Genomic DNA, 18561 nt, shown 5'->3' with positions numbered 1-18561 from the left:
GTAAAGTTCGCCTCCGCGATAATCGAGGTCATCACGTAAGCGCAATTTAAACACCCCTTGAGAAAAACTTAAAACAATGAGGGAAACCGACATGCGGGCAGTGGAAAAACGGCGATGGATCGCGGTGGTGCTCGCCGTCACCGTCGTCCTCGCCGCGGGTGCGTGCTCCTCGTCGTCGGAGACGGCCACCCCCGTCGCCACGGACGACTCCGCCCCGGCCCCCGCCGCACCCAGCGGCCCGGCCGCGCCCAGCGCGTCCCCGTCGGTCAAAGCGCCGGCCGGCACGACGGCGGCCACCGGTGCCTGCGGCCGGGTCGGGTCGGCCAGGCCCGTCACCCGGATCACCGAGGTCAAGCTGCCCGCCAAGGTCACCGGGTACGGTTCCGAGGGCGACACCGAGAAGCTGCCGATGGCGATCGCGGCCCGCCCCGACGGTGGCTCCTGGCTCGCCTGGCTCGGCGCCGGTGGCAAGATCTACCTGGGCAGCCTCGGCTGCGACGACAAGCTGACCGGCACGCCCACCAGCTTCACCGGCATCGACCTGCAGGACGTGCAGGCCGACAGGAACGGCGGCGTGCTGCTGCTCACCCGCAAAGGCGCCTGCGGCGACACCCCGCTCTGCGGTGGCGCCGCCAGCCCGTGCAACACCATGCACATGATCCGCTTCAACACCGCCGGCAAGCTGGTCTGGGAGCGCCAGGTCACCAACCTGACCGGCGGCCGCGCCGGATACGACGACGGCGCCCGGTTCACCTGGTGGTACCAGCACCACGGGCGGCTGGCGTCGGACGGCAAGACGTATGCGGCGTACTTCGGAGTCGCCATCACCGTCAGGAACGGCAGCTGCGTGGACATCCACGAGGGCGACCGGATGCAGGTCGTCAGCTCCAGTGGATCGCTGGTCACCGGGCACAGGGACGCGTTCGAGGTGGGTTGCAGCCATGCCTGGACGTCCCGGGTCGTCTGGGATCCGCGCACCGGCCACTACGTGACGGTCTGCGCGACCGACAACAGTTGCCGGATCGCCCGGCCCAGCCCGTATCGGACCGTCGCCGCCGGTACCTGTGACGGCACGCTCTTCGGCGGTGATCTGGTGCTGGCCAGGTCCAAGGGCTACTGGACGGCGTGGAGCCAGGGTGGCAAGGCGCGCCTGGAGCACTTCACCACCGCCAGGTCCGACACCACGATCACCACCTCGGCCGGGACCAGCCATCCGCACCTGGTCGGCTACGGCACCGGGCGGATGCTGCTGACCTGGCAGTCGGGGGCGGCGATCGCCGCGCAAACGTACGACTCGGGCACGGGCCGGACGGTCGGTGCCAGGTTCACGATCAGCGCGAAGGACCACAACTACACGGCGTTCAAGGCGTACGCCGACGGAAGCGTCGCGTATCCCGCCGCCGGCGGCACCACGTCGGCTATCAAGATCGCCCGAGTCCTCCCGATGAGCTGACCGCCCCCGCCGCCCCGGCTGGTGCCCTTGGCGCTGTCCCGATCTCGGATGCGGTGATGGGCGCCGGCCCGATACGTCCTGCCCGGAAAATTCCCGCCGGCTGGTCAAGGGAGTCGTTGATCACCGGCTCGGCGCGAGACGGCCGGAGGGGACGACCGCTGATTAGTCTTGGGCGGATCAACACCAGGTGCGACCGGCGGGAGTTCGGGAATGCGGTACGTCGCGATCGGGGACAGTTTCACCGAGGGGATGGGTGACACTCAGCCCGACGGCAGCGAACGAGGTTGGGCCGACCTCGTCGCCGCGGGCCTGGCCACCGGCCTCGGCGAGCCGATCCAGTACGCCAACATGGCGATCCGCGGGCGCCTGCTGCGACCGATCGTCACCGAGCAGCTCGACGCCGCGCTCGCGCTCGACCCGAAACCCACGCTGCTCTCGCTCAACGGCGGCGGCAACGACATGCTGCGCCCCGGCGGCGACCTGGAAACCCTGGTGGGCCTGACCGAGCAGGCCATCCAGCGGTGCCTGGACAGCGGCGTACGGGTGCTGCTGCTCTCCGGCGCGGACCCGTCCAGGCACCTGCCCCTCGGCGGCTCGTTCCGGCGCAAGGGCGAAGCGCTGACCGCCGCGTGCGCCCCGCTCGCCGAGCGGTACGACCTGACCTTCGTGGACGTCTTCCGCGACCGTGAGATCCAGCGCGCCGGCTACTGGTCGGCGGACCGGCTGCACCTGAACGCCGCCGGGCACCGCCGGGTGGCGAGCCTGGTGCTGACCGCCCTCGGCCACCCGACCCCGGCCCACGTGATCGATCCCGGCCCGGCGGCGCGTGGCGGGCTGCTCGCTGAGGCGCGTTACTACCGCGAGCACGTGCTGCCGTGGGTGCAGCGCCGCTTGCGGGGGCAGTCCTCCGGCGACAACCGCACCGGCAAATACACCAGCTGGATCTCCGTCCCCACCGCCCAGCCCGCCTGATCCGCCCAGCCCGCCTGATCCGCCCAGCCCGCCTGATCCGCTCAGCCGGCTTGACCCGCCGAACCCGCCACCCGCCCAGCCCGGCTGGTTCAGGTGGTGGGTGTCGGAGGCTTCGATGCGAGCGGGGTGAGCAGCCCGTCACCCCGGGTCCCCGGGGTCAGGGGAAGACGATGGTGTGGTTCTCGTGGCGGATTACCCGGTCCTCGCTGTGCCAGCGGACCGCCCGGGAGAGCACCGCCCGCTCGACGTCCGCACCACGCCGCTGGAGGTCGGCGACGGTGTCCGCGTGGGAGACCCGGACGACGTCCTGCTCGATGATCGGGCCCTCGTCCAGGTTCTCGGTGACGTAGTGGGCGGTCGCGCCGACCAGCTTCACCCCGCGGTCCTTGGCCTTCGCGTAGGGGCCGGCACCGATGAAGGCGGGCAGGAAGCTGTGGTGGATGTTGATGATCGGGACGCCGACCCGCTCGATGAAGTTCCCGGAGAGGATCTGCATGTAGCGGGCGAGGACGATGAAGTCGACGTTGCCCTGGAGCAGCTGCAGGTGCTGCGCCTCGGCGGCGGACTTGTCCGGCCCGGCGGACGGCACGTGGAAGAACGGGACGCCGAAGAAGCGCACCTCGTCGGCGGTGTTCGCGTGGTTGGAGATCACCATCGAGACGTTGATCGGGAGTTCCCCGCGGCGGTGGCGCCAGAGCAGGTCGAGCAGGCAGTGATCGTCCTTCGAGGCGAAGATCGCCACCCGCTTCGGCACCGAGAGGTCACGCAGCGTGTACTCCAGGTCGAACCCGTCGGCGAGCCGGTCCCGCAGGTCCAGTTCGACCTCGGGCAGCCGGGCCTTGAGGTGGTCGAGCGCGAAGACGGTCCGCTGGAAGAACAGGCCACCGTGCGGGTTGTCGGAGTACTGGTCCAGCGACACGATGTTGGCGTCGTGCTTGCCGAGCACCGCGCTGATCGCGGCGACGATCCCGGTGCGGTCCCGGCCGTGCACGATCAGGACGGCCTGGTTGTCGGTCGGCCCGGGCTGTGTGCGGACCGCGGTCGCGTTCTGGGTCAGCGTCACGTCGGGTCCTCCTCTCTGTCGCCGGCGCGGCGGTCGTGCTGCCGCGTGTTCCGGCGGCTCGCGTCGTTGCGGCACCGGGTGTGGGCTGCACGGTAGCGCGGCCGGGTGCCACTTCAAGATCCGAGAAGGAATTCTTCCGTAACGAGGAGGGTGGGGGCGCCCCGGGTCGGTGCGAGTTCGCCCGATGGGATCGGACATCGGGGCGGAAGGCCCCCTCTGACGTGCTGTTTCAGCTCTCGGCGGGCCTGGTCGCGGGCCAGCTCAGCACGGTGTCGGGGATGGCCGGGTCGCGCAGTGCGCGGACGTCACGGCCGGGGATCGCGCAGCCCGCGCTCACGACCAGACGCGCCACCTCGATCGCGCCGTGCGCCTGGAAGTGCGTGTTGTCGGCGACGCCGGTCGGATAGTTCGGTGAGACTCCCGCGTCGAGCCAGAGGAAGTATCCCTTCGTGGCCTCCGGGCCGAGTTCGCCCCACAGCGCGAAGGAGAGGGCGGTCAGGTCGATCAGCGGGGTCCGGGTCTCCTCGGCGAGGGCGCGCATGGCGTCCGGGTACTCCCCGTGCGAGAGGTAGGGAACGCCCGCGGCGGTGAACCGGCGCCGCTCCACCGGGGTGACCAGGATCGGATGGGCCCCGGCCGCCCGCGCCCCGTCCAGATGGAGCCTCAGGTGGTCCTGGAAGGTGCTCCACGGTTCGGTGTACCGCGCCGGGTCCTCGGACTTCTCGTCGTTGTGGCCGAACGAGACCAGCAGCGTGTCGCCCGGGCGGATGGCGGCCAGGATCAGGTCGAGCCGCCCCAGGTCGACGAAGCTCTTCGAGCTGGCGCCGGAGAGCGCGGCGTTGACCACGGCGATCTCCCGGCGCAGGAAGACGGGCAGGGCCTGGCCCCAGCCGGCCCGGGGGACGTCGGCGGTGGCGTAGGTCGCGGCGGTCGAGTCGCCGGCGACGTAGACGGTGGTCTTGCGATGGGCCGTGGCCCGGGAGGCGGCGGGGATGCCCAGGATTCCGGCGGCGGCGGCGCGCAGGACGCCCCTTCGATCGATCGTCATGCCTGCATCAAATCAGTGAGATTCGATGCAGGCAAGCGCTTTCCCTATGGTGAGCGGTTAGAGCGGGTAGGGCAGGGTGGAGACTGGGAACCTCATCGGCCGAGCGCTGCGGGCCGCTGCCGGAGGCGTGGATCCGAGGGGGGTACGACGGAGCAGCCGCCCGCTGAGCCGGAGCCAGCCGACCGACCCGTCGGCATTACGGACAAAGTTGTCCCGAGTGGGCCCGTACGAGCCGTCCGGCGCCATCTCCAGCACATAGTCCCGGCGGTAGAAGACCAGCCACCCGCCCGCGGTGCCGTCGTCCAGCCGGATGAGCAGCCGCCCGGCGTCCGGGACCAGCTCGAACGACGCGGAGACGGGCTGGCCGTCGAAGTCGATCTGCTCGATGACGTAGCGCCCGGCGTACCCGGCCAGCTCGTCGCCGGGCAGCAGCCGGGGCTCGGCCGGCAGGTTGTGCACCCCGGCGAACCGGCTCAGCACCCAGTCGTCGGCGAACAGCTCGCCCAGCAGGACCGGCCCGGTGTCCGAGTTGGTCAGCACGGTGATCGCGAAGTCCCGCTCCGGCACCATCAGGAACCCGGAGTGCTGCCCGGCCCAGTCCCCGCCGTGCTGCACCACCCGGGGTCCCTCCGCCGTCGGCCGCAGCATCCACGTGACGCCGACCCCGTCGAGCTCCACGAAGAGCGTCCCACCCGGCCCCGGATGCGACTGCATCAGGCGCATCGACCGGGAGCTGAGCAGGCGCCCGCCGGTGCCGAGGTGGAACCGGGCCCAGCGCAGCTGATCCCGGGCGCTGGAGATCAGGCCCCCGGCCGGGTGGAGGCTGCGCGGCATCGCGAACGCCGCGGGGTCGACGATCAGCTCGCCCGCCGGGGTCAGCGTGTGCGGGGTGGCCACCCGGGCCCCGGGCAGATCCGCCAGGAAGAACGCGCTGGAGTCCAGGCCCAGCGGATCGGTCAGCAGGGTGCGGACCGCGTGCTCGTACGGCCGGCCGGTCGCCACCTCGATCAGCCGCCCGGCCAGCGACAGCGCCGCGTTGTTGTAGGCGAACGTGGTCCCCGGGGCGGTCAGCTGCGGCAGCCGGGACATCCCGGACACGTACCGGGCGAGGGCCCCCTCGTCGGCGCCGGTGTCCAGGAAGAAATCGCCCAGCCAGCCCGCGCTGTGCTGCAGCACCTGCCGGACGGTCACCCGGGCCGAGGCGGCGGCGTCCGTGGTCCGGAAATCGGGCAGGTAGCTACGGACGGTGCGGTTCAGGTCGAGTTTTCCGCGTTCGACCAGCCGCATGATCGCGGTGCCGGTGAACGTCTTGGAGGTGGAGCCGACCCGGAAGACGGTGTCGCCGTCCACCGGATGGGGGTCGGCGAGGTCGGTCACGCCGTACCCGAGGAGGTGGTCGCGGCCGCGGTGGTGCAGGCCGACCGCGACACCGGGGATGCCGTACCTGGCCATCCCTTCCTTGATCTTCGCTTCCAGATCGGCCAGGGCCGATCTGGTCGTGGCCTCGGCGGGTGCCGGGGCGAGGATCGCGGCGCCGGTAGCGGCCGCGGTGGCTAGGACGGTACGCCGGGTGACCGATGTGGACATGCGACCGACTCTATCCACGGGTGTCACTCCCTGGGTTCGGTCGATGTCCGAACGGGGTATCGGGAGCCGCGACAAGGGAGGTGGGATGGCCGACTCGGAGGCCGAACAGGCCCGGCTGGACCGTGAGGACGAGGAGGAGCGTGAACTGGTCCGGCCGCCTGACGTCAACCGTGACTCGAACCGCTCGGCGACCCGGCTGGAGCTCTTCTTCGATCTGGCCTTCGTGCTGTTCGTCGGGCGCTGCGCGGACGTGCTGGCCGGGGACGAGACGCTGAGTGGCGGGTTCCGGTTCGTGGCCGTCCTGGTCGCCGGCTGGTGGGCGTGGGCGAGCGCCACCCTCTACGCCAACCGGTTCGACACCGACGACGCGATCTTCCGGCTGCTGACCCTCTCCGGGATGGCCGGAGTGATCATCATGGCCGCGTCGGCGGAGCAGGCGATCGGAGCCCATGCGCCGTGGTTCGCCATCGGCTATGTCCTGCTGCGCGTGGTGCTGGTCGCCGGCTACCTGCGGGTGTGGTGGAACCTGCCGGAGACCCGGGTGGGGATCCGGCCGTATCTCTGGGGTCATGCCGCCGGCGCCGCCTGCTGGGCGGTATCGCTCGCCGTCCCCGGCCCCGCCCGGTATGTCCTCTGGGCGATCGGTGTCCTGCTCGACCTGTTCGGTCCTGCCCTCGCGGCCCGGGCTCGGGAGAGCCCGCCGCTGCACCTGGAGCACCTACCGGAACGCTTCGGGCTCCTGGTCATCCTGGTGCTCGGCGAATCGGTGGCGGCCGCCGTGGTCGGCCTGCGCGACGGTCACTGGGCGGCCGAGGTGCTGATCACCGCGGCCTTCGGCTTCCTGGCCACGGCCGCGCTGTGGTGGTCCTACTTCGATCTCTCCGGTGGGGCGGCGAAACGCCGCCTGGTCCAGGAGGGCGGCGAGCGCGTCCAGCGCGGCGTGCACGACTTCTACGTGTACGCCCACCTGCCGATCGCCGTGAGCCTCGCGGCCGTCGCGGTCGGGCTGGAACACGCGATCCTGCACGGCGCGGAGGAACACCTGTCGCCCGGCACCCGAGCGGTGCTCGGCACCGGCCTGGCCGGATATCTGCTCAGCGCGGCGGTCGTCCAGGCGGTGCTGTCCCGGCGATGGCGGGTCGCCCTGATCTGGCCCGGTCTCGGCGTACCGCTGGTGCTGCTGGCCACCCTGCTGCCGGGCCTGTCCCCGGTCGCGCTGATCGCGCTGTACGCGATGATCCTGGTGGGCGGAGTGATCACCGGCGTGACCCAGCACCGGGCGGGGGAGGTTCGGGTCGCCAAGGTGTGACCCGCATGCCCGAAGTCGCGGGTGTCGAGCATTTACATTTACTGCCGACAATGCGCGTAGGGGGTGGGGCGGGTGGGTGACTGGTGGCGGAAGCGATGGCCGCGCATGATCGGCTTCGACGCCGGGTTCATCCCGCAGTTGCTCTGCGTCGCCGATACGACGCCGACCGGCCTCGCCGGCGCCCTCTGCGTACTGGTCGTCTCCGCCGTCGTCGGCATCGGGTTCTGGCAGGCCAGTGAGCCTCGGCGGGTGTCGGTCGGCCGATCGATGTGTCTGGGTACCGTGCTCGGCTTCGTGACCCACTGCGTATTCGTCGCCGTCTTCCGATTGTCATGATCCACCCGTGCGCGGTCGGTCGGCGCCCGGTACTATCCGTGACCTGCACGTAGTGACCCGGACGTGCTCCTGCTCACATCAAGCCTGGTCAGCGGCTTTGGGCCGCGTGATCATGCCCACGGGCGGTAACGTGCCGCCGTTGCGTAGGATTTCGGGCCGCAGCACGTCCACCGACGGGAACCGAGGAATGCGATGCCGCTCACCCCAGCTGATATCCACAACGTGGCCTTCAAGAAGCCGCCGATCGGCAAGCGGGGGTACGACGAGGAAGAGGTCGACGCGTTCCTCGACGAGGTCGAGCAGGAGCTGATCCGCCTCCTCGAGGAGAACAACTCCCTCCGCGGTCAGGCGCAGCGCGGTGGCGGTGGCGGCATGGGCTCCAACCCTGCGGCGACCATGGTGATCACCAATGAGTTCGCCGACCTCCAGGGTCAGCTGGAGCGTCTCCAGGAGGCCCGGGCCCGGGCCGAGCAGAACGCTCGCAACATGCAGTCCCAGCTGGAGCGGGCGCGCAGCGCCGCACCGTCCGGCGCGATGCCGACCGTCGGCGACGACGACCGCAACGCCCGGGTGCTGATGATGGCCCAGCGCACCGCCGACGAGCACATGCGCGACGCGCAGCGCGAGTCGGACACGCTGATGGACGCCGCCCGCAACAAGGCCGAGCAGCTCACCGTCGAGGCCCAGATGAAGGCCAGCACGATCGAGAGCGACGCGCGCCGCAACCACGCCGAGGCGATGGACAGCCTGGTGGAGAAGCGCGCGACGCTGATCGACGAGATCGACAAGCTCGGGCAGCTCGCCTCGGGCTACCAGCAGGCCCTCACGAACCACGTGACCCAGCAGCTCATGGACCTGACGAGCGGCCCCGATTCCACCGAGTGACCCCAGCCGGCGCGAAAAGCCCCGCGGACCTTTTCCGGTCCGCGGGGCTTTTTCATTGAACCCTCTCCATCTCGGCGCTGTATTCGGCGGCACAGGGGGTGAGCGCCGCTTCACACGGCGTTCCCGTCAACGGCCGATGTGGAGGGCGTTATGGGGGACTACGCTGCTGAATTCGCCGCCGGGCAGCCGGCGGTCGGCGAGGCCGCGGACGGCCGCGTCCGGGTCGAGCTCGACGACGACGGCCGGCTGGCCGATCTCTACCTCGACCCGCGGGTGTCGTACCTGCCGCTGGAGGAGCTGCGGGACGCGCTGATCGAGGCGTTCTCCACGGCGCAGGACCGGCGGGCGGAGCGGGTCGAGGCGGCGGCGTCCCGGTACGGCGCCGGGGTGGCCCCGGAGCGGCTGCAAGCCACCCTGGCCGAGGCCTCGGACACCGCGGAGCGCCGGTTCGCCGAGGTCTCCATCGCGCTGTACGACCTGAGCCGAAGGGCGGCGCGGCCGTGGTGACCGGGCCGCTGCTGCGGATCGATCCGGAGAGCGTCGCCGCCGCCGGGCGGGACCTGGCCGGGGTCGCGCAGCGGATGGCGGACGACGTGGCCGAGCTGGAGACCGTGGTCGGCGGCGCGTCCGGCCCGTGGGGCGGGGACGAGGCCGGGAGCGTGTTCGCTCTCGCGTACCGGGCGGTCGTCGACGTCGCGCTGGAGGCGCTGGGGTCGTACACCGAGCAGGTCGGTTTCGCCGCGGCGACGCTGCTCCTGCAGGCGCGGACGGTCGCGGCTGAGGACGCCGAGAACGCGGTTTCCCTGTACGCCGCGAGCGGCACCGCCCCCAGCATCGCGACCGGACCCGGCTCCACGGCAGCGACCAGCTCCGGTTCCACGACAGCGGCAGGCTTCGGCTATGCGCCGGCGACCGGCTCCGGCTCCACGGCAGCGACCAGCTCCGGTTCTACGACAGCGGCAGGCTTCGGCTATGCGCCGGCGACCGGCTCCGGCTCTACGACAGCGACCAGCTCCGGTACTACGACAGCGGCAGGCTTCGGCTATGCGCCGGCGACCGGCTCCGGTTCCGCGTCAGCGGGCGGCGGGGTGTAGCCGCCATGACCATCACCCTCCCGCCCGAACTGACCGAGCCGCTGAGCTGGATCGGCCTGGAGTGGCCGGAGGCCGACGAGGATCAACTCCAGGCCGACGGCCGCGCGTGGATCGACCACGGCACCCGGATGCGGGCGCACGCGGAGCAGGCCACCGCGACCGCCCGCCAGGTCTGGCTGGACAACGAGGGCGCCGGCGTCGAGGCGTTCGAGGCCTGGTGGAACGGCGAGGACGGACCCGGGCGCCACCTGCGGGACTCGGCCGTCGCGGCGGAGATCATCGGCGGCGCGCTGATCGCGATGGCCGGGGTGACGATCGGCCTGAAGGCCGCGTTCATCGCCCAGCTCACCGCCCTGGCGATCGAGATCGGTCAGGCGGTCGCGACGGCGACGGTCACCGCGGGGGCGACCCTCGCCGAGATCCCGGTCTGGATCGCGCTGACCCGGGTCGCGGTCCGGAAGCTGATCCACGAGGCGATGGCGCTGATCGAGCGCGAGATCGCCGTCCTGCTCCGCAAGGCCGCCGCAATGCTCGAGAAAGCAGGCGCCAAGAATCTGGCGGAGGCGACCGTGGCCCGTAGCAAGCGCACCGCCTTCAAAGGTCTGATGCACGATGTCGAGACCGCTGATCTGCGGAGTCCGGTCAACGGCGCCAACTTCTATTCCGGCAAGCAACCGAACGGCGAGCGGATGGGCCAGTACGCGGAGAAGCAGGTGGACGGCATTACATCGGTCACAATCGAAGGAACGCCGGGCGGTCGAAGGTTCGACGCCATGCGGCTTTATGACGAGGCCACGTCTCCGGTCAATGTCGACCAGGCGAACGGGATCTGGGATCGGTTGTCCGAGCGGTATGCCCAATCGGCGAAGGGCGTGGCGACCGCGTGGATCCACGACCCCTCGTCCAGGAGTGCCTGGCTCAGAGTGGAGAAAGGCACCCTCGAAAGGAATCCGGATGTCGCGATGGTCAATATCATTGATCCGTTCTCGTGATCGTTTCCGTCCGCCCGAAGGAGAGTCCGGCATGACGGTCCGTGAGTTGCATCCGCAGCAGGCGCTCCATGTGGAGTCCGGGGTGACGCTCGGCGGAGCCGGCCGTGAAGCGATGGCCTTGCGGCTGGGTGAACATGTCCTGACGCTGCCGGTCGATCGGGGTTATCGCCAGTTGCGCTTCTTCATCCCCACCGAGCCCCGGTGGGATGACGATGGTGAGTTGCTGCCGCCCGAGATCGCGGACAACCTGCAAGCGATCATCACGGAGATTGCGGTCTTCTGGGAGCAGGAGCCCGAGTTCCGATCCATCTTCCGCTGACCGGTCCCTCGTCGGCTCATTCTGTTCCAGTCAGCCCAGTAGTTGGGTCACGCGGGCGGCGTCGCCCCAGGAGAGGGTGAAGCCGGAGCCGCCGTGCCCATAGCAGGCGATCACATCGCCGATCCTCTCGAGGCGGCGGTTGGTGCGGGCCGGGCGCAGACCGACGGCGCGGGAGAGAACCAGCTGATCGGCGAGGGCGGGTACGAGCTTCCGCACCCGCCGCAGGATCGCCTCCTCGGTCGCCGGGTCGATCGTCTCGTCCCAGTCGCCCACCTGTCCGGTGCCGCCGCAGACCACATCGCCGGTGCGCGGCACCACGTACGTCAGCCCGCCGGGGTTGTCCTCGTCGGTGACCCACTCGGTCAGGCCCGGGTTCGCCAGCCGTACCACCTGTCCCCGAATCGGATAGCTCTCGGCGTCCCCGCCGAGCAGCGCACCGGACCCGAGCCCGGCCGCCACGACCACCGCATCCGGCTGCTCGCCGATGATCGACGCCACCTCGGCCGTCAGCGCCTCCGCGCCCTGCCCGCCGGGCACCTGCACCGTGCCCCACGTCGTCGTAACGCCCAGAGCCGCCACCCGGGCACCGAGCCAGGCGAGATAGCGACTCGTCTCGACGACCGGCACGACGCAGCGCACACCCTCCGCGACACGCTCGTGCCGCGGCACCGCGGAGGTCCAGGACAGGTCCGTCTCCGCACGCCGCACCCGGACCAGCCCGGCCCGCAGGAACACGCCGGTCGCCGGATCGTCCGCGAGCCTCGTCAACCGCTCGTAGGTCGCCCGGCCCGACTCCAGCACGTCCGGTTCCAGTGCCACGGCATGCGGGAACCAGATCGCGGCGGCCACCGCCGAGACGCTGTCCCGTGCGGCCCGATCAGCGACCACGTGCACACGGTGGCCGGCCACCGCCGACTCGTGCGCCACGGTCAACCCGAGCACGCCCGCTCCGACCACCACCACTCGGCTCATGCCGCCGACGGTAAGCAGCCCGGCCGATCGCGCGCAAGATCATCGCGGGCCCTGGATCGGGCCCGCGGGCTATTCGTCCCAGACCGCGACCTTGACCAGTTGGCTCTGGTCGCCGACCTGATTGATCGAGGCCACCCAGGCGGGATGTCCTGCCGAGGTGGTGAAGCAGTACTGACTGTTACCCCCGACCGAGACGTAGCGCTCGCGCACCGTCGGCCGGCCGGTCAGGCGGTAGTCACGGCAGCGGGCGTAGGCGCCCTCCTCCGTTCCGGCGTTGGTGTCGTCGTAGGCTGTCCAATTGCGGGCACTGGTGTAGAGGTCGTGGTAAATGCCCAGGTAGAGATCGGTGTCCGCGTTCTGTTGATAATGCTTCTTGCTGCGTCCGGTGTCGAGGTCCACGCCGGCGTTCTGGTCGATCGTGACCACGTCGTCGAAGATCGGGACCGGCTTCGCGCCGCTGGTGTTCGCGGAGCCGGCCGGCGACGATCCCGTGCCGGGTGTCGCGGCGCCGGCTTCGGCAGGCGGTGTCGACGTCGCGTTCAGTGGGGCGGCCCCGTGCTGAACAGGTTTGTCGTCGTCGGCCTTGAAACCGGGAAGGCCGACGACGAACGCGCCGGCCGTGAAGACGGTGCCGAGCACAGTGGAGACTGCCACGATCATGCTCATGCGCCGCCCCTGGCGAGACGACGTACCCGGCCCGGTGGCCGGGCCTTCGGATGTGGGTGGCGCGCCCACGGTGACCGGGCTCGCGCCCTGGGATCCTTGACCGCCCATTCCGCCGATGCCGTTCCCGGCGCCGCTGACGATGAAGGTCGCGTGGTCGCCGAAAGTCATCCCCCCAGGGGGCGCTGACTTGGCCGGCTGGTCCCGTCTGCGAGAAGGCCGCCCAGGAGCCTGGTCAGCTGGTGCCATTCGAAACTCCTTCGATAGGCGACCAGTATCTTGACCGGTCAGCGATCTCCACGCCGGTCCGCTATCCGCCCGCTACGGCATCGCCCCAGGTAATCGCCGGGATTCGCGTGTGCGGAAAGAGATCAGAAGCGGTGCCTCCGGCGCCGGCTTCATCCTTCGGATAATCCAATTCATTCCCTTGGGTTAGTGGGGTGAACCCAGGGGGACGCGGGGCACCGGAGGTCACCCCGCGTCCCTCGGCGGAGTCAGCGGGCCGGGCTGGTCCAGCCGGCCGGCACGTGGGCGAGGCGGACGCGCTGCGGGTGGTCGCCCACCGGCACCGAGACGATCTTCTGCCCGGTGGCGAAGTCGATCGCGGTGACCTGGTCGGCGCCGCTCTCGGAGATGACGCAGGCGCGGCCGTCGCCGCTGACGGTGGCCCAGTACGGCTTGGCCGCCGGGACGAGGGTGCCCTCCTGGAGCGTGGCGCGGTCGACGACGGTGGCGTAGTCGTCCATCGTCCCGGCGACGCAGAGTTTCGTGCCGTCGGGGCTCATGGACAGGCCGTGGTGCCGCGAGTCGTTGACGTAGGTGGTCCGGTCATTGCTGGTGGCCGGATTCTTCGGCAGGGTCTTGACCCGGGTGATCCGGTCGGTGGCGACGTCGTACTCGGCGAAGCCGTTGAAGAACGACACCTGGAAGTACAGCTTCGCGGAGTCGGGGGTGAAGACCGCGGGCCGGACCGCGTTGGACAGGTCGTTGCGGCCGAACGCGTTGAGCCGCGAGCGCATGTCGATCGTTTTGACGGTCTGGTACGTGGCGGTGTCGACGACGGTGATGTGCCGGTCGCCTTTCGTCCAGTCCAGCAGCGGGCTGTCGAGGTCGGTCTCCACGTTGCCGATCGACATGTTCCACAGGTACCGGCCGCCGTCGGTGAAGACGTTCTCGTGCGGCTTGTCGCCGGTGCTGAACGAGCCGAGCTGAGCGCCGGTGTTGATGTTCAGGACGTGGACGGTGTTGGAGGTGGACGCCGAGATCGCGACCCTGGTGCCGTCGGGGGAGACGGCCATGTGGTCGGCGCGGTAGCCGGAGACCGCGAACCGCCACTTGACCTGCCCGGTGGTCAGGTCGATCGAGACGACGTCGGCGAAGCTGGGCCGGGAGGCGACCAGGGCGGTGCCGTCCGGGGTCGAGTACAGATCGTCGACGAGTTGGTCGTGGCCCTCGCCGGGGCCCTGCCGGATGCCGAGGAAGTAGGCCAGCTTGATCGGGTTGAGGTAGATCTCGGTCAGTCGCTGGGACTTGTCGGGCACGACGTTGATCCGGCCGAGCTTGGTGAAGGTGCCGCTCGACTCGATGACGTCGGCGGTGCCCTCCCAGTTGTTGCCGACGAACATGACCTCGCGCAGGGCGGCGGCCGACGCGGCGCTCGCTACGGCGGCCGGGACGGTGGTGGCGGTCAGGACGACGGTCGCGGTGACGCCCAGTAGGCGCCGGAATCGGGCGGTGGTGGTAGCGCGCATGGGTGCTTCTCCCCGGGGTTGAGCAGGGACGACTGCTCCGAAGCGGGTGGACGGGTGGGTGAGCGCAATTTCAAACTCCGCAGGGTTCTAATTGACGATTCTGGATGTTAGTGCGTGAGTGTCGCAGATCACAAGATGCCGGCTCGGCGGTGTCCCGCCGAGCCGGTCGCGAGCGGATCAGGCGGGTGCGTCCCAGAAGACGTAGAGGGCCTGGTAGGGAACATCGACGGTCTGGCCGGTGGTGCAGGCGGTGGCCGGGGCGACCCCGCCCGAGGTGTAGAGGCGGTTGATGTAGTCGGCCCGGCCCAGGATGCCCTCGCCGGTATGGCTGGCCACCTTGAGCAGCAGCTCGGGGATCGTCCCGGTGCGGGGTGTGGCCGCCACCTTCGTCGCGGTCACCAGGGAGCCGTCCCGCAGTGACTGCCAGCTCGGGCCGGCGAAGTGGTGGAGGCGGCCACCGGTGCCGAGCAGCTGCGCCTCGGGCACCGAGGCGCCGGTGTATCCGCCCTGGGTGGCGCCGGCCGGGACCACGCACGTGTAGTTCTGGGTGCCGGTGACGACCACGTAGGCGCCCACCGGGCGAGATCCGGCAGGCGGCCGGATCTCCTTCGGGATGGCCGGGGCGGCCGGCGCCACGGCGTTCGTGGCGGAGGCGGTCGTCTCGGCGGCCGAGGCGTTGTACGTGACGGTGCCGACGGTGCCGGCGGCGACCGCCAGGCTTCCGGTCAGAGCGAGCGCCCGGATCCGGGAACGTCTGGTACGGAACATGAATCCCCCTGCGTCTTCGGGTGAGCCCCCTGCCCACCTTCAGCTGTCACGAGGCTGAGTCCGTCACGGATTTAGATCATCTCGGTGACTGACCGTTCGTCTCTCGGGTTTCATCGAACGTCCACTGCGGATGGTTGCCCCGTTCAGCAGTCGCCGTAGATCGGCCTAATTCGATGGCCTGACTGCGGTCTTGACACGGCCGGGACGGGCCCGGCGGCGCGGGCCCGTCCCAGCTCGCTCAGTGCCGGACGAGGGTGATGCGGTAGGTGGTCCGGGTGGCACCGTCCTCGGCGGTGGCGGTGACGATCCGGGTGTTCCCGGCCCGGGTGACGGTCACGGTCGCATAGGGATCCGCGGTGGTCGCGGTGATCACGGCCCGGTCCGGATGGGCGGAGATCACCCGGTACGACGTGACCGCCGGGTCGAACCCCCGCACCGGCACGCCGCCGACCCGGATCCCGGTGACCGAGGCGTCGCTACCGACCCCCGGCGCCTTGGCGAAGACTTGCAGCTCAGCCACGGTCAGATACCCATTGGGTACGGCGGTCAGCACCAGGCACACCGTCCCGCCCACCCCGGCGGGCACCGGCACGTCCACCGCGAGGGGACTGCCGGCACCGACCGGGACGACCGGCCCCGCCACCACGCAGGCGCCGTTCGCGTCCGGCACCCCGGCTTGCACGCTCTGCGCGAGCCCGCCACCGGACGAGTTGTCCCGGTAGAAGTGGAGGGTCAGGCGGCTCGGCTGGGCGCCGGCCGGCAGTGTCGCGGTGAGCGTCTCCGTCGCGTCGCGACCCGAGGACTTCCAGTTCGACCAGGCCTTGTCGCCGGTGTCGCCGTTGGTCAGCCCGGCCGTGGAGTAACCCGGCTCGGTGTAGGTCGCGGCGACCGAGACGCCGCCCGCCAGCGCGGCGTCGACCGGGGCGGTGACCTGTACCCGTACCGTCGCGGGCAGGGAAAGACCCGGGACGACCTGGGCGGAGCCGCCCACAGTGCGCACCCCGGCGTCCGGGTATTCCGCGGAGTCCCAGGTCACCGGCACGTCCGCGCGGCCGCCGTGCCGCCCGACCGCCACCACCGTCGCGGGCAGCTCCGGCCGGCCACCGAGGTAGGTCTTGGCCCGCGCGGGCCGGGTCGAGGTGAAGATGTCGACGGTGACCTCCGCGATCGCGCGGTGGGTCCGGCCGAGCACGTCGGTGGCCGTGCCGGTCACCTTGACCAGCCCGGGCCTGCGCCAGGCCCGCTCCGGCGGCACGTTCCAGACCACCGGAAGCGAGTGCCGGCCGTCGGTGACCGTCGCCGGTAGCGTCGGCGTCCGCCCCGGCACCGTGTAGGTCCGGGCGTTCTCGAGGGCGTCCACGTTCTCGTCGACGAACGCCCATCGCTGGTTTCCGCCGGAGGTCGGCTGGTAGAGCCCGACCGCCGTGCCGTCCGCGGTCGACCCGCCGTTCACGTCCAGCAGCTGTCGCGTCTCCGCGTTGATCAGCGTGTACGTCCCGTCCCCGGTGGTCGAGACCCGCCACAGGGTGGCCGTCGCCGAGGCGTCCAGGACGGGCTTGCCGTCCCGGACCCCCAGCGGCTGCCCGGTGCCCGCGTTGGTCACCCGGTAACCGCCGTCGACCGGCTCGAACGTCCAGAGCTGATCCGCCGCCGCCGGGTCGCCGGTCCGGATGGTGATCCCCGGGGCGAGGGATCTGCCGCTGGCCACGCCCCGCAACCGGTAGGGATGCCCGGCGACGATGTGTTGCTCCGCGACCCCGGAGACGCCGCTGACCAGGAGCGTCGTCACCGACTGGGCGGGCACGGAGAGCACCGCCCGTTCGCCGCTGACCTTCACCGGCGCGCCCTGGACCAGCTTTCCGTCCGCACTGGTCACGACGGGGGTGACCGTGGCGTCACGGCTGACGGTGCGGAACTTCGACAGGTTTAGGGTGACCGTCTCGGCCGTGGCCGCCGGGTTGACGTGCACGACGGTCACCCCGGTGCCGTTCACCGCGGCCAGGCTGCGCGTGTCGGCGACCTTGACGATGTGGTCGCCGGGCCGCACGTAGTGGGTGAAGTTCCGGATCGTGTCGTACTTCGTGTTGGTCCGGATCGGGCAGGTCGCGAGGGTGTCCGTGGCCGTGCAGTCGAACGGCACGTGGATCTCACCCCACTGCAGATTCCCCTCGGCCTGCATGTTCTTCGCGTCCTCGATCGGTTGCCACAGGACCCACGCGGACGGCTCCAGCTCACGGAGGTCGTCGACGATCCGCTGGGCGATCCCGAGTCCCGAGCTCATGCCGGTGTAGTCGGTGCCCCAGCTGCCCTCGACCTCGCTCATCCAGAGCGGCTTCTGCGCGGCCTTCGCGATGTCCCGCACACTGGTCCGCTGCCCGGTCCCGTAGGTGTGCACGTTGAGCCGGTCCACGGCGTCCCGGGCCGCCGCCGTCCATCCGTTGTAGTCGGTGACCATGGTTCCCGGGTTGGTCTCGTCCGGCGCCGCGATGTCGCCGTCGTAGACGCGGGCCAGCGCCGAGATCACCTGGGCCTGCAGCGCCGGTCCGGCGTGGGCGCCCTCCTGGCGGCCGCCGGTCGGCTGCCCGTCCGCGCCCAGCGTCGTACTCCAGTAGTTGGTGTTGGGTTCGTTGAGGGGTTCGATGCTGTCGAAGGTGATCCCGTGCGCCTGTTCCAGCCGCTCGGCGACCCGGGTGAGGTAGCGCGCGAACTCGTCCACCCGGTCCGCGCGGATCTGCTCCGTGGTCGAGCTGAACCCACCGCTGACGTAGCCGCTGACGGTCTGGAAGTACGGCGGCGAGTTGCTGAACGCCTCCCAGTGCGTCACCCTGTCCCTGATCTGGTCGACCCACCAGCGCTGGTTCGGGTCGGCGTCCCAGTCCCAGTCCGCCTCGTCGTCCGGGTTCCACCAGTCCTTGTCGGCCGGGGTGTAGGGCTGATCGGCCTTCCAGAAGCCCGGCACCGCGCCGCCCGGCCGCAGGTAGGGGCGCACCGACGGCGCGTTGCCGCCGCCGATGTTGAAGCGGGCGATGTTGAGGTTCAGTCCGTCCGCCCCGAAGACCAGGTCGACCAGCTTCCGGCGGATCTCGTCGGGGTAGCCGCCGGTGGCCTCGGACATCCAGGCCAGGCTGGTGCCCCAGCCCTGCCACTCGGCCCCCTGATAGGAGGGGTCGGGGGTGATGGTCGCGGTCGCGGTGTCGGTTGCGGCCGCGGCGGCCGCGGATGAGGGAATTGCCATCGGTACGACGGTGAGCAGGGCCGTGGCCAGCCCGGAGAGCAGGATCCTCATGCGTGACCCCTCGTGTTTACGTAAACATCGGTGATCGAAACAGTGTCGACATGGGTGTCTGTC

17 protein-coding genes are annotated in these 18561 nt (G+C 70.5%); 9 read left to right on the top strand and 8 right to left on the bottom strand.

Features of this window, described 5'->3' with window-relative positions; all coding sequences use genetic code 11:
* Nucleotides 1–91 precede the first annotated feature (91 nt).
* Together CHC09_RS06305 and CHC09_RS06300 are read left to right on the top strand one after the other, a co-directional pair.
* On the top strand, nt 92–1453 hold the full coding sequence (locus CHC09_RS06305) for a hypothetical protein (protein WP_089292040.1): 1362 nt from the start codon (nt 92–94) through the stop codon (nt 1451–1453).
* A 210-nt stretch (nt 1454–1663) separates the two neighbouring features.
* Nucleotides 1664–2425, top strand: coding sequence for an SGNH/GDSL hydrolase family protein (locus CHC09_RS06300; RefSeq protein ID WP_089292039.1), 762 nt, complete (start codon nt 1664–1666; stop codon nt 2423–2425).
* A 157-nt stretch (nt 2426–2582) separates the two neighbouring features.
* On the opposite strand, the gene purU is transcribed toward CHC09_RS06300, so the two are convergent.
* From purU to CHC09_RS06285, 3 genes are all read right to left on the bottom strand, one after another.
* Nucleotides 2583–3488, bottom strand: a complete 906-nt coding sequence (purU, locus tag CHC09_RS06295; RefSeq protein WP_089292038.1) for a formyltetrahydrofolate deformylase — start codon at nt 3486–3488, stop codon at nt 2583–2585.
* 229 nt (nt 3489–3717) lie between these two features.
* Nucleotides 3718–4536, bottom strand: a complete 819-nt coding sequence (locus tag CHC09_RS06290; protein WP_089292037.1) for a rhamnogalacturonan acetylesterase — start codon at nt 4534–4536, stop codon at nt 3718–3720.
* Nucleotides 4537–4593: 57 nt separating this feature from the next.
* The gene (locus tag CHC09_RS06285; protein ID WP_089292036.1) at nt 4594–6123 is read right to left on the bottom strand and encodes a serine hydrolase domain-containing protein; all 1530 of its coding nucleotides are present in this window, start codon (nt 6121–6123) and stop codon (nt 4594–4596) included.
* 85 nt (nt 6124–6208) lie between these two features.
* On the opposite strand from CHC09_RS06285, the gene CHC09_RS06280 reads away from it, so the two are divergent.
* The 7 genes from CHC09_RS06280 to CHC09_RS06250 all read left to right on the top strand — a co-directional run bounded on the left by CHC09_RS06280 (nt 6209) and on the right by CHC09_RS06250 (nt 11058).
* On the top strand, nt 6209–7432 hold the full coding sequence (locus CHC09_RS06280) for a low temperature requirement protein A (protein WP_089292035.1): 1224 nt from the start codon (nt 6209–6211) through the stop codon (nt 7430–7432).
* 105 nt (nt 7433–7537) lie between these two features.
* Nucleotides 7538–7768: a hypothetical protein gene (locus CHC09_RS06275; RefSeq protein ID WP_089292034.1), complete on the top strand. Its 231-nt coding sequence runs from the start codon at nt 7538–7540 to the stop codon at nt 7766–7768.
* A gap of 192 nt (nt 7769–7960) precedes the next feature.
* Nucleotides 7961–8653 (top strand): DivIVA domain-containing protein, encoded by a 693-nt coding sequence (locus CHC09_RS06270; RefSeq protein ID WP_089292033.1) that lies wholly within the window; start codon nt 7961–7963, stop codon nt 8651–8653.
* Between the two features lie 150 nt (nt 8654–8803).
* Entirely contained in the window at nt 8804–9160 is a 357-nt protein-coding gene (locus CHC09_RS06265) for a YbaB/EbfC family nucleoid-associated protein (RefSeq protein WP_089292032.1), read from the top strand.
* Entirely contained in the window at nt 9154–9747 is a 594-nt protein-coding gene (locus CHC09_RS06260; RefSeq protein ID WP_089292031.1) for a hypothetical protein, read from the top strand. The genes CHC09_RS06265 and CHC09_RS06260 overlap by 7 nt, the downstream gene beginning before the upstream one ends.
* Nucleotides 9748–9752: 5 nt before the next feature.
* Nucleotides 9753–10739: a WXG100-like domain-containing protein gene (locus tag CHC09_RS06255; protein WP_089292030.1), complete on the top strand. Its 987-nt coding sequence runs from the start codon at nt 9753–9755 to the stop codon at nt 10737–10739.
* Nucleotides 10740–10770: 31 nt separating this feature from the next.
* Nucleotides 10771–11058: a hypothetical protein gene (locus CHC09_RS06250; RefSeq protein WP_089292029.1), complete on the top strand. Its 288-nt coding sequence runs from the start codon at nt 10771–10773 to the stop codon at nt 11056–11058.
* Nucleotides 11059–11088: 30 nt separating this feature from the next.
* On the opposite strand, the gene CHC09_RS06245 is transcribed toward CHC09_RS06250, so the two are convergent.
* The 5 genes from CHC09_RS06245 to CHC09_RS06225 form a co-directional block, all read right to left on the bottom strand.
* Nucleotides 11089–12030 (bottom strand): FAD-dependent oxidoreductase, encoded by a 942-nt coding sequence (locus tag CHC09_RS06245; protein WP_089292028.1) that lies wholly within the window; start codon nt 12028–12030, stop codon nt 11089–11091.
* A 69-nt stretch (nt 12031–12099) separates the two neighbouring features.
* The gene (locus CHC09_RS06240; RefSeq protein WP_143232223.1) at nt 12100–12696 is read right to left on the bottom strand and encodes a hypothetical protein; all 597 of its coding nucleotides are present in this window, start codon (nt 12694–12696) and stop codon (nt 12100–12102) included.
* A 491-nt stretch (nt 12697–13187) separates the two neighbouring features.
* Nucleotides 13188–14444, bottom strand: a complete 1257-nt coding sequence (locus CHC09_RS06235) for a YncE family protein (RefSeq protein ID WP_089292026.1) — start codon at nt 14442–14444, stop codon at nt 13188–13190.
* 177 nt (nt 14445–14621) lie between these two features.
* Nucleotides 14622–15212 (bottom strand): DUF3455 domain-containing protein, encoded by a 591-nt coding sequence (locus CHC09_RS06230; RefSeq protein WP_089292025.1) that lies wholly within the window; start codon nt 15210–15212, stop codon nt 14622–14624.
* 238 nt (nt 15213–15450) lie between these two features.
* A complete protein-coding gene (locus CHC09_RS06225; RefSeq protein WP_089292024.1) occupies nt 15451–18498 on the bottom strand; it encodes an RICIN domain-containing protein in 3048 nt (1015 codons plus the stop codon).
* Between the last annotated feature and the right edge of the window lie 63 nt (nt 18499–18561).

This window comes from Actinoplanes regularis (assembly GCF_900188005.1).
In the GTDB taxonomy this organism is placed as follows: domain Bacteria; phylum Actinomycetota; class Actinomycetes; order Mycobacteriales; family Micromonosporaceae; genus Actinoplanes; species Actinoplanes regularis.
This window is presented reverse-complemented; position numbering and strand designations above follow the sequence as displayed.

Coding starts and splice junctions, on each gene's coding strand:
- CHC09_RS06305 (WP_089292040.1), top strand. CDS start 92: ATGCGGGCAGTGGAAAAACGGCGATGGATCGCGGTGGTGCTCGCCGTC.
- CHC09_RS06300 (WP_089292039.1), top strand. CDS start 1,664: ATGCGGTACGTCGCGATCGGGGACAGTTTCACCGAGGGGATGGGTGAC.
- CHC09_RS06290 (WP_089292037.1), bottom strand. CDS start 4,536: ATGACGATCGATCGAAGGGGCGTCCTGCGCGCCGCCGCCGCCGGAATC.
- CHC09_RS06285 (WP_089292036.1), bottom strand. CDS start 6,123: ATGTCCACATCGGTCACCCGGCGTACCGTCCTAGCCACCGCGGCCGCT.
- CHC09_RS06280 (WP_089292035.1), top strand. CDS start 6,209: ATGGCCGACTCGGAGGCCGAACAGGCCCGGCTGGACCGTGAGGACGAG.
- CHC09_RS06275 (WP_089292034.1), top strand. CDS start 7,538: ATGATCGGCTTCGACGCCGGGTTCATCCCGCAGTTGCTCTGCGTCGCC.
- CHC09_RS06270 (WP_089292033.1), top strand. CDS start 7,961: ATGCCGCTCACCCCAGCTGATATCCACAACGTGGCCTTCAAGAAGCCG.
- CHC09_RS06265 (WP_089292032.1), top strand. CDS start 8,804: ATGGGGGACTACGCTGCTGAATTCGCCGCCGGGCAGCCGGCGGTCGGC.
- CHC09_RS06255 (WP_089292030.1), top strand. CDS start 9,753: ATGACCATCACCCTCCCGCCCGAACTGACCGAGCCGCTGAGCTGGATC.
- CHC09_RS06250 (WP_089292029.1), top strand. CDS start 10,771: ATGACGGTCCGTGAGTTGCATCCGCAGCAGGCGCTCCATGTGGAGTCC.
- CHC09_RS06245 (WP_089292028.1), bottom strand. CDS start 12,030: ATGAGCCGAGTGGTGGTGGTCGGAGCGGGCGTGCTCGGGTTGACCGTG.
- CHC09_RS06240 (WP_143232223.1), bottom strand. CDS start 12,696: ATGAGCATGATCGTGGCAGTCTCCACTGTGCTCGGCACCGTCTTCACG.
- CHC09_RS06235 (WP_089292026.1), bottom strand. CDS start 14,444: ATGCGCGCTACCACCACCGCCCGATTCCGGCGCCTACTGGGCGTCACC.
- CHC09_RS06230 (WP_089292025.1), bottom strand. CDS start 15,212: ATGTTCCGTACCAGACGTTCCCGGATCCGGGCGCTCGCTCTGACCGGA.
- CHC09_RS06225 (WP_089292024.1), bottom strand. CDS start 18,498: ATGAGGATCCTGCTCTCCGGGCTGGCCACGGCCCTGCTCACCGTCGTA.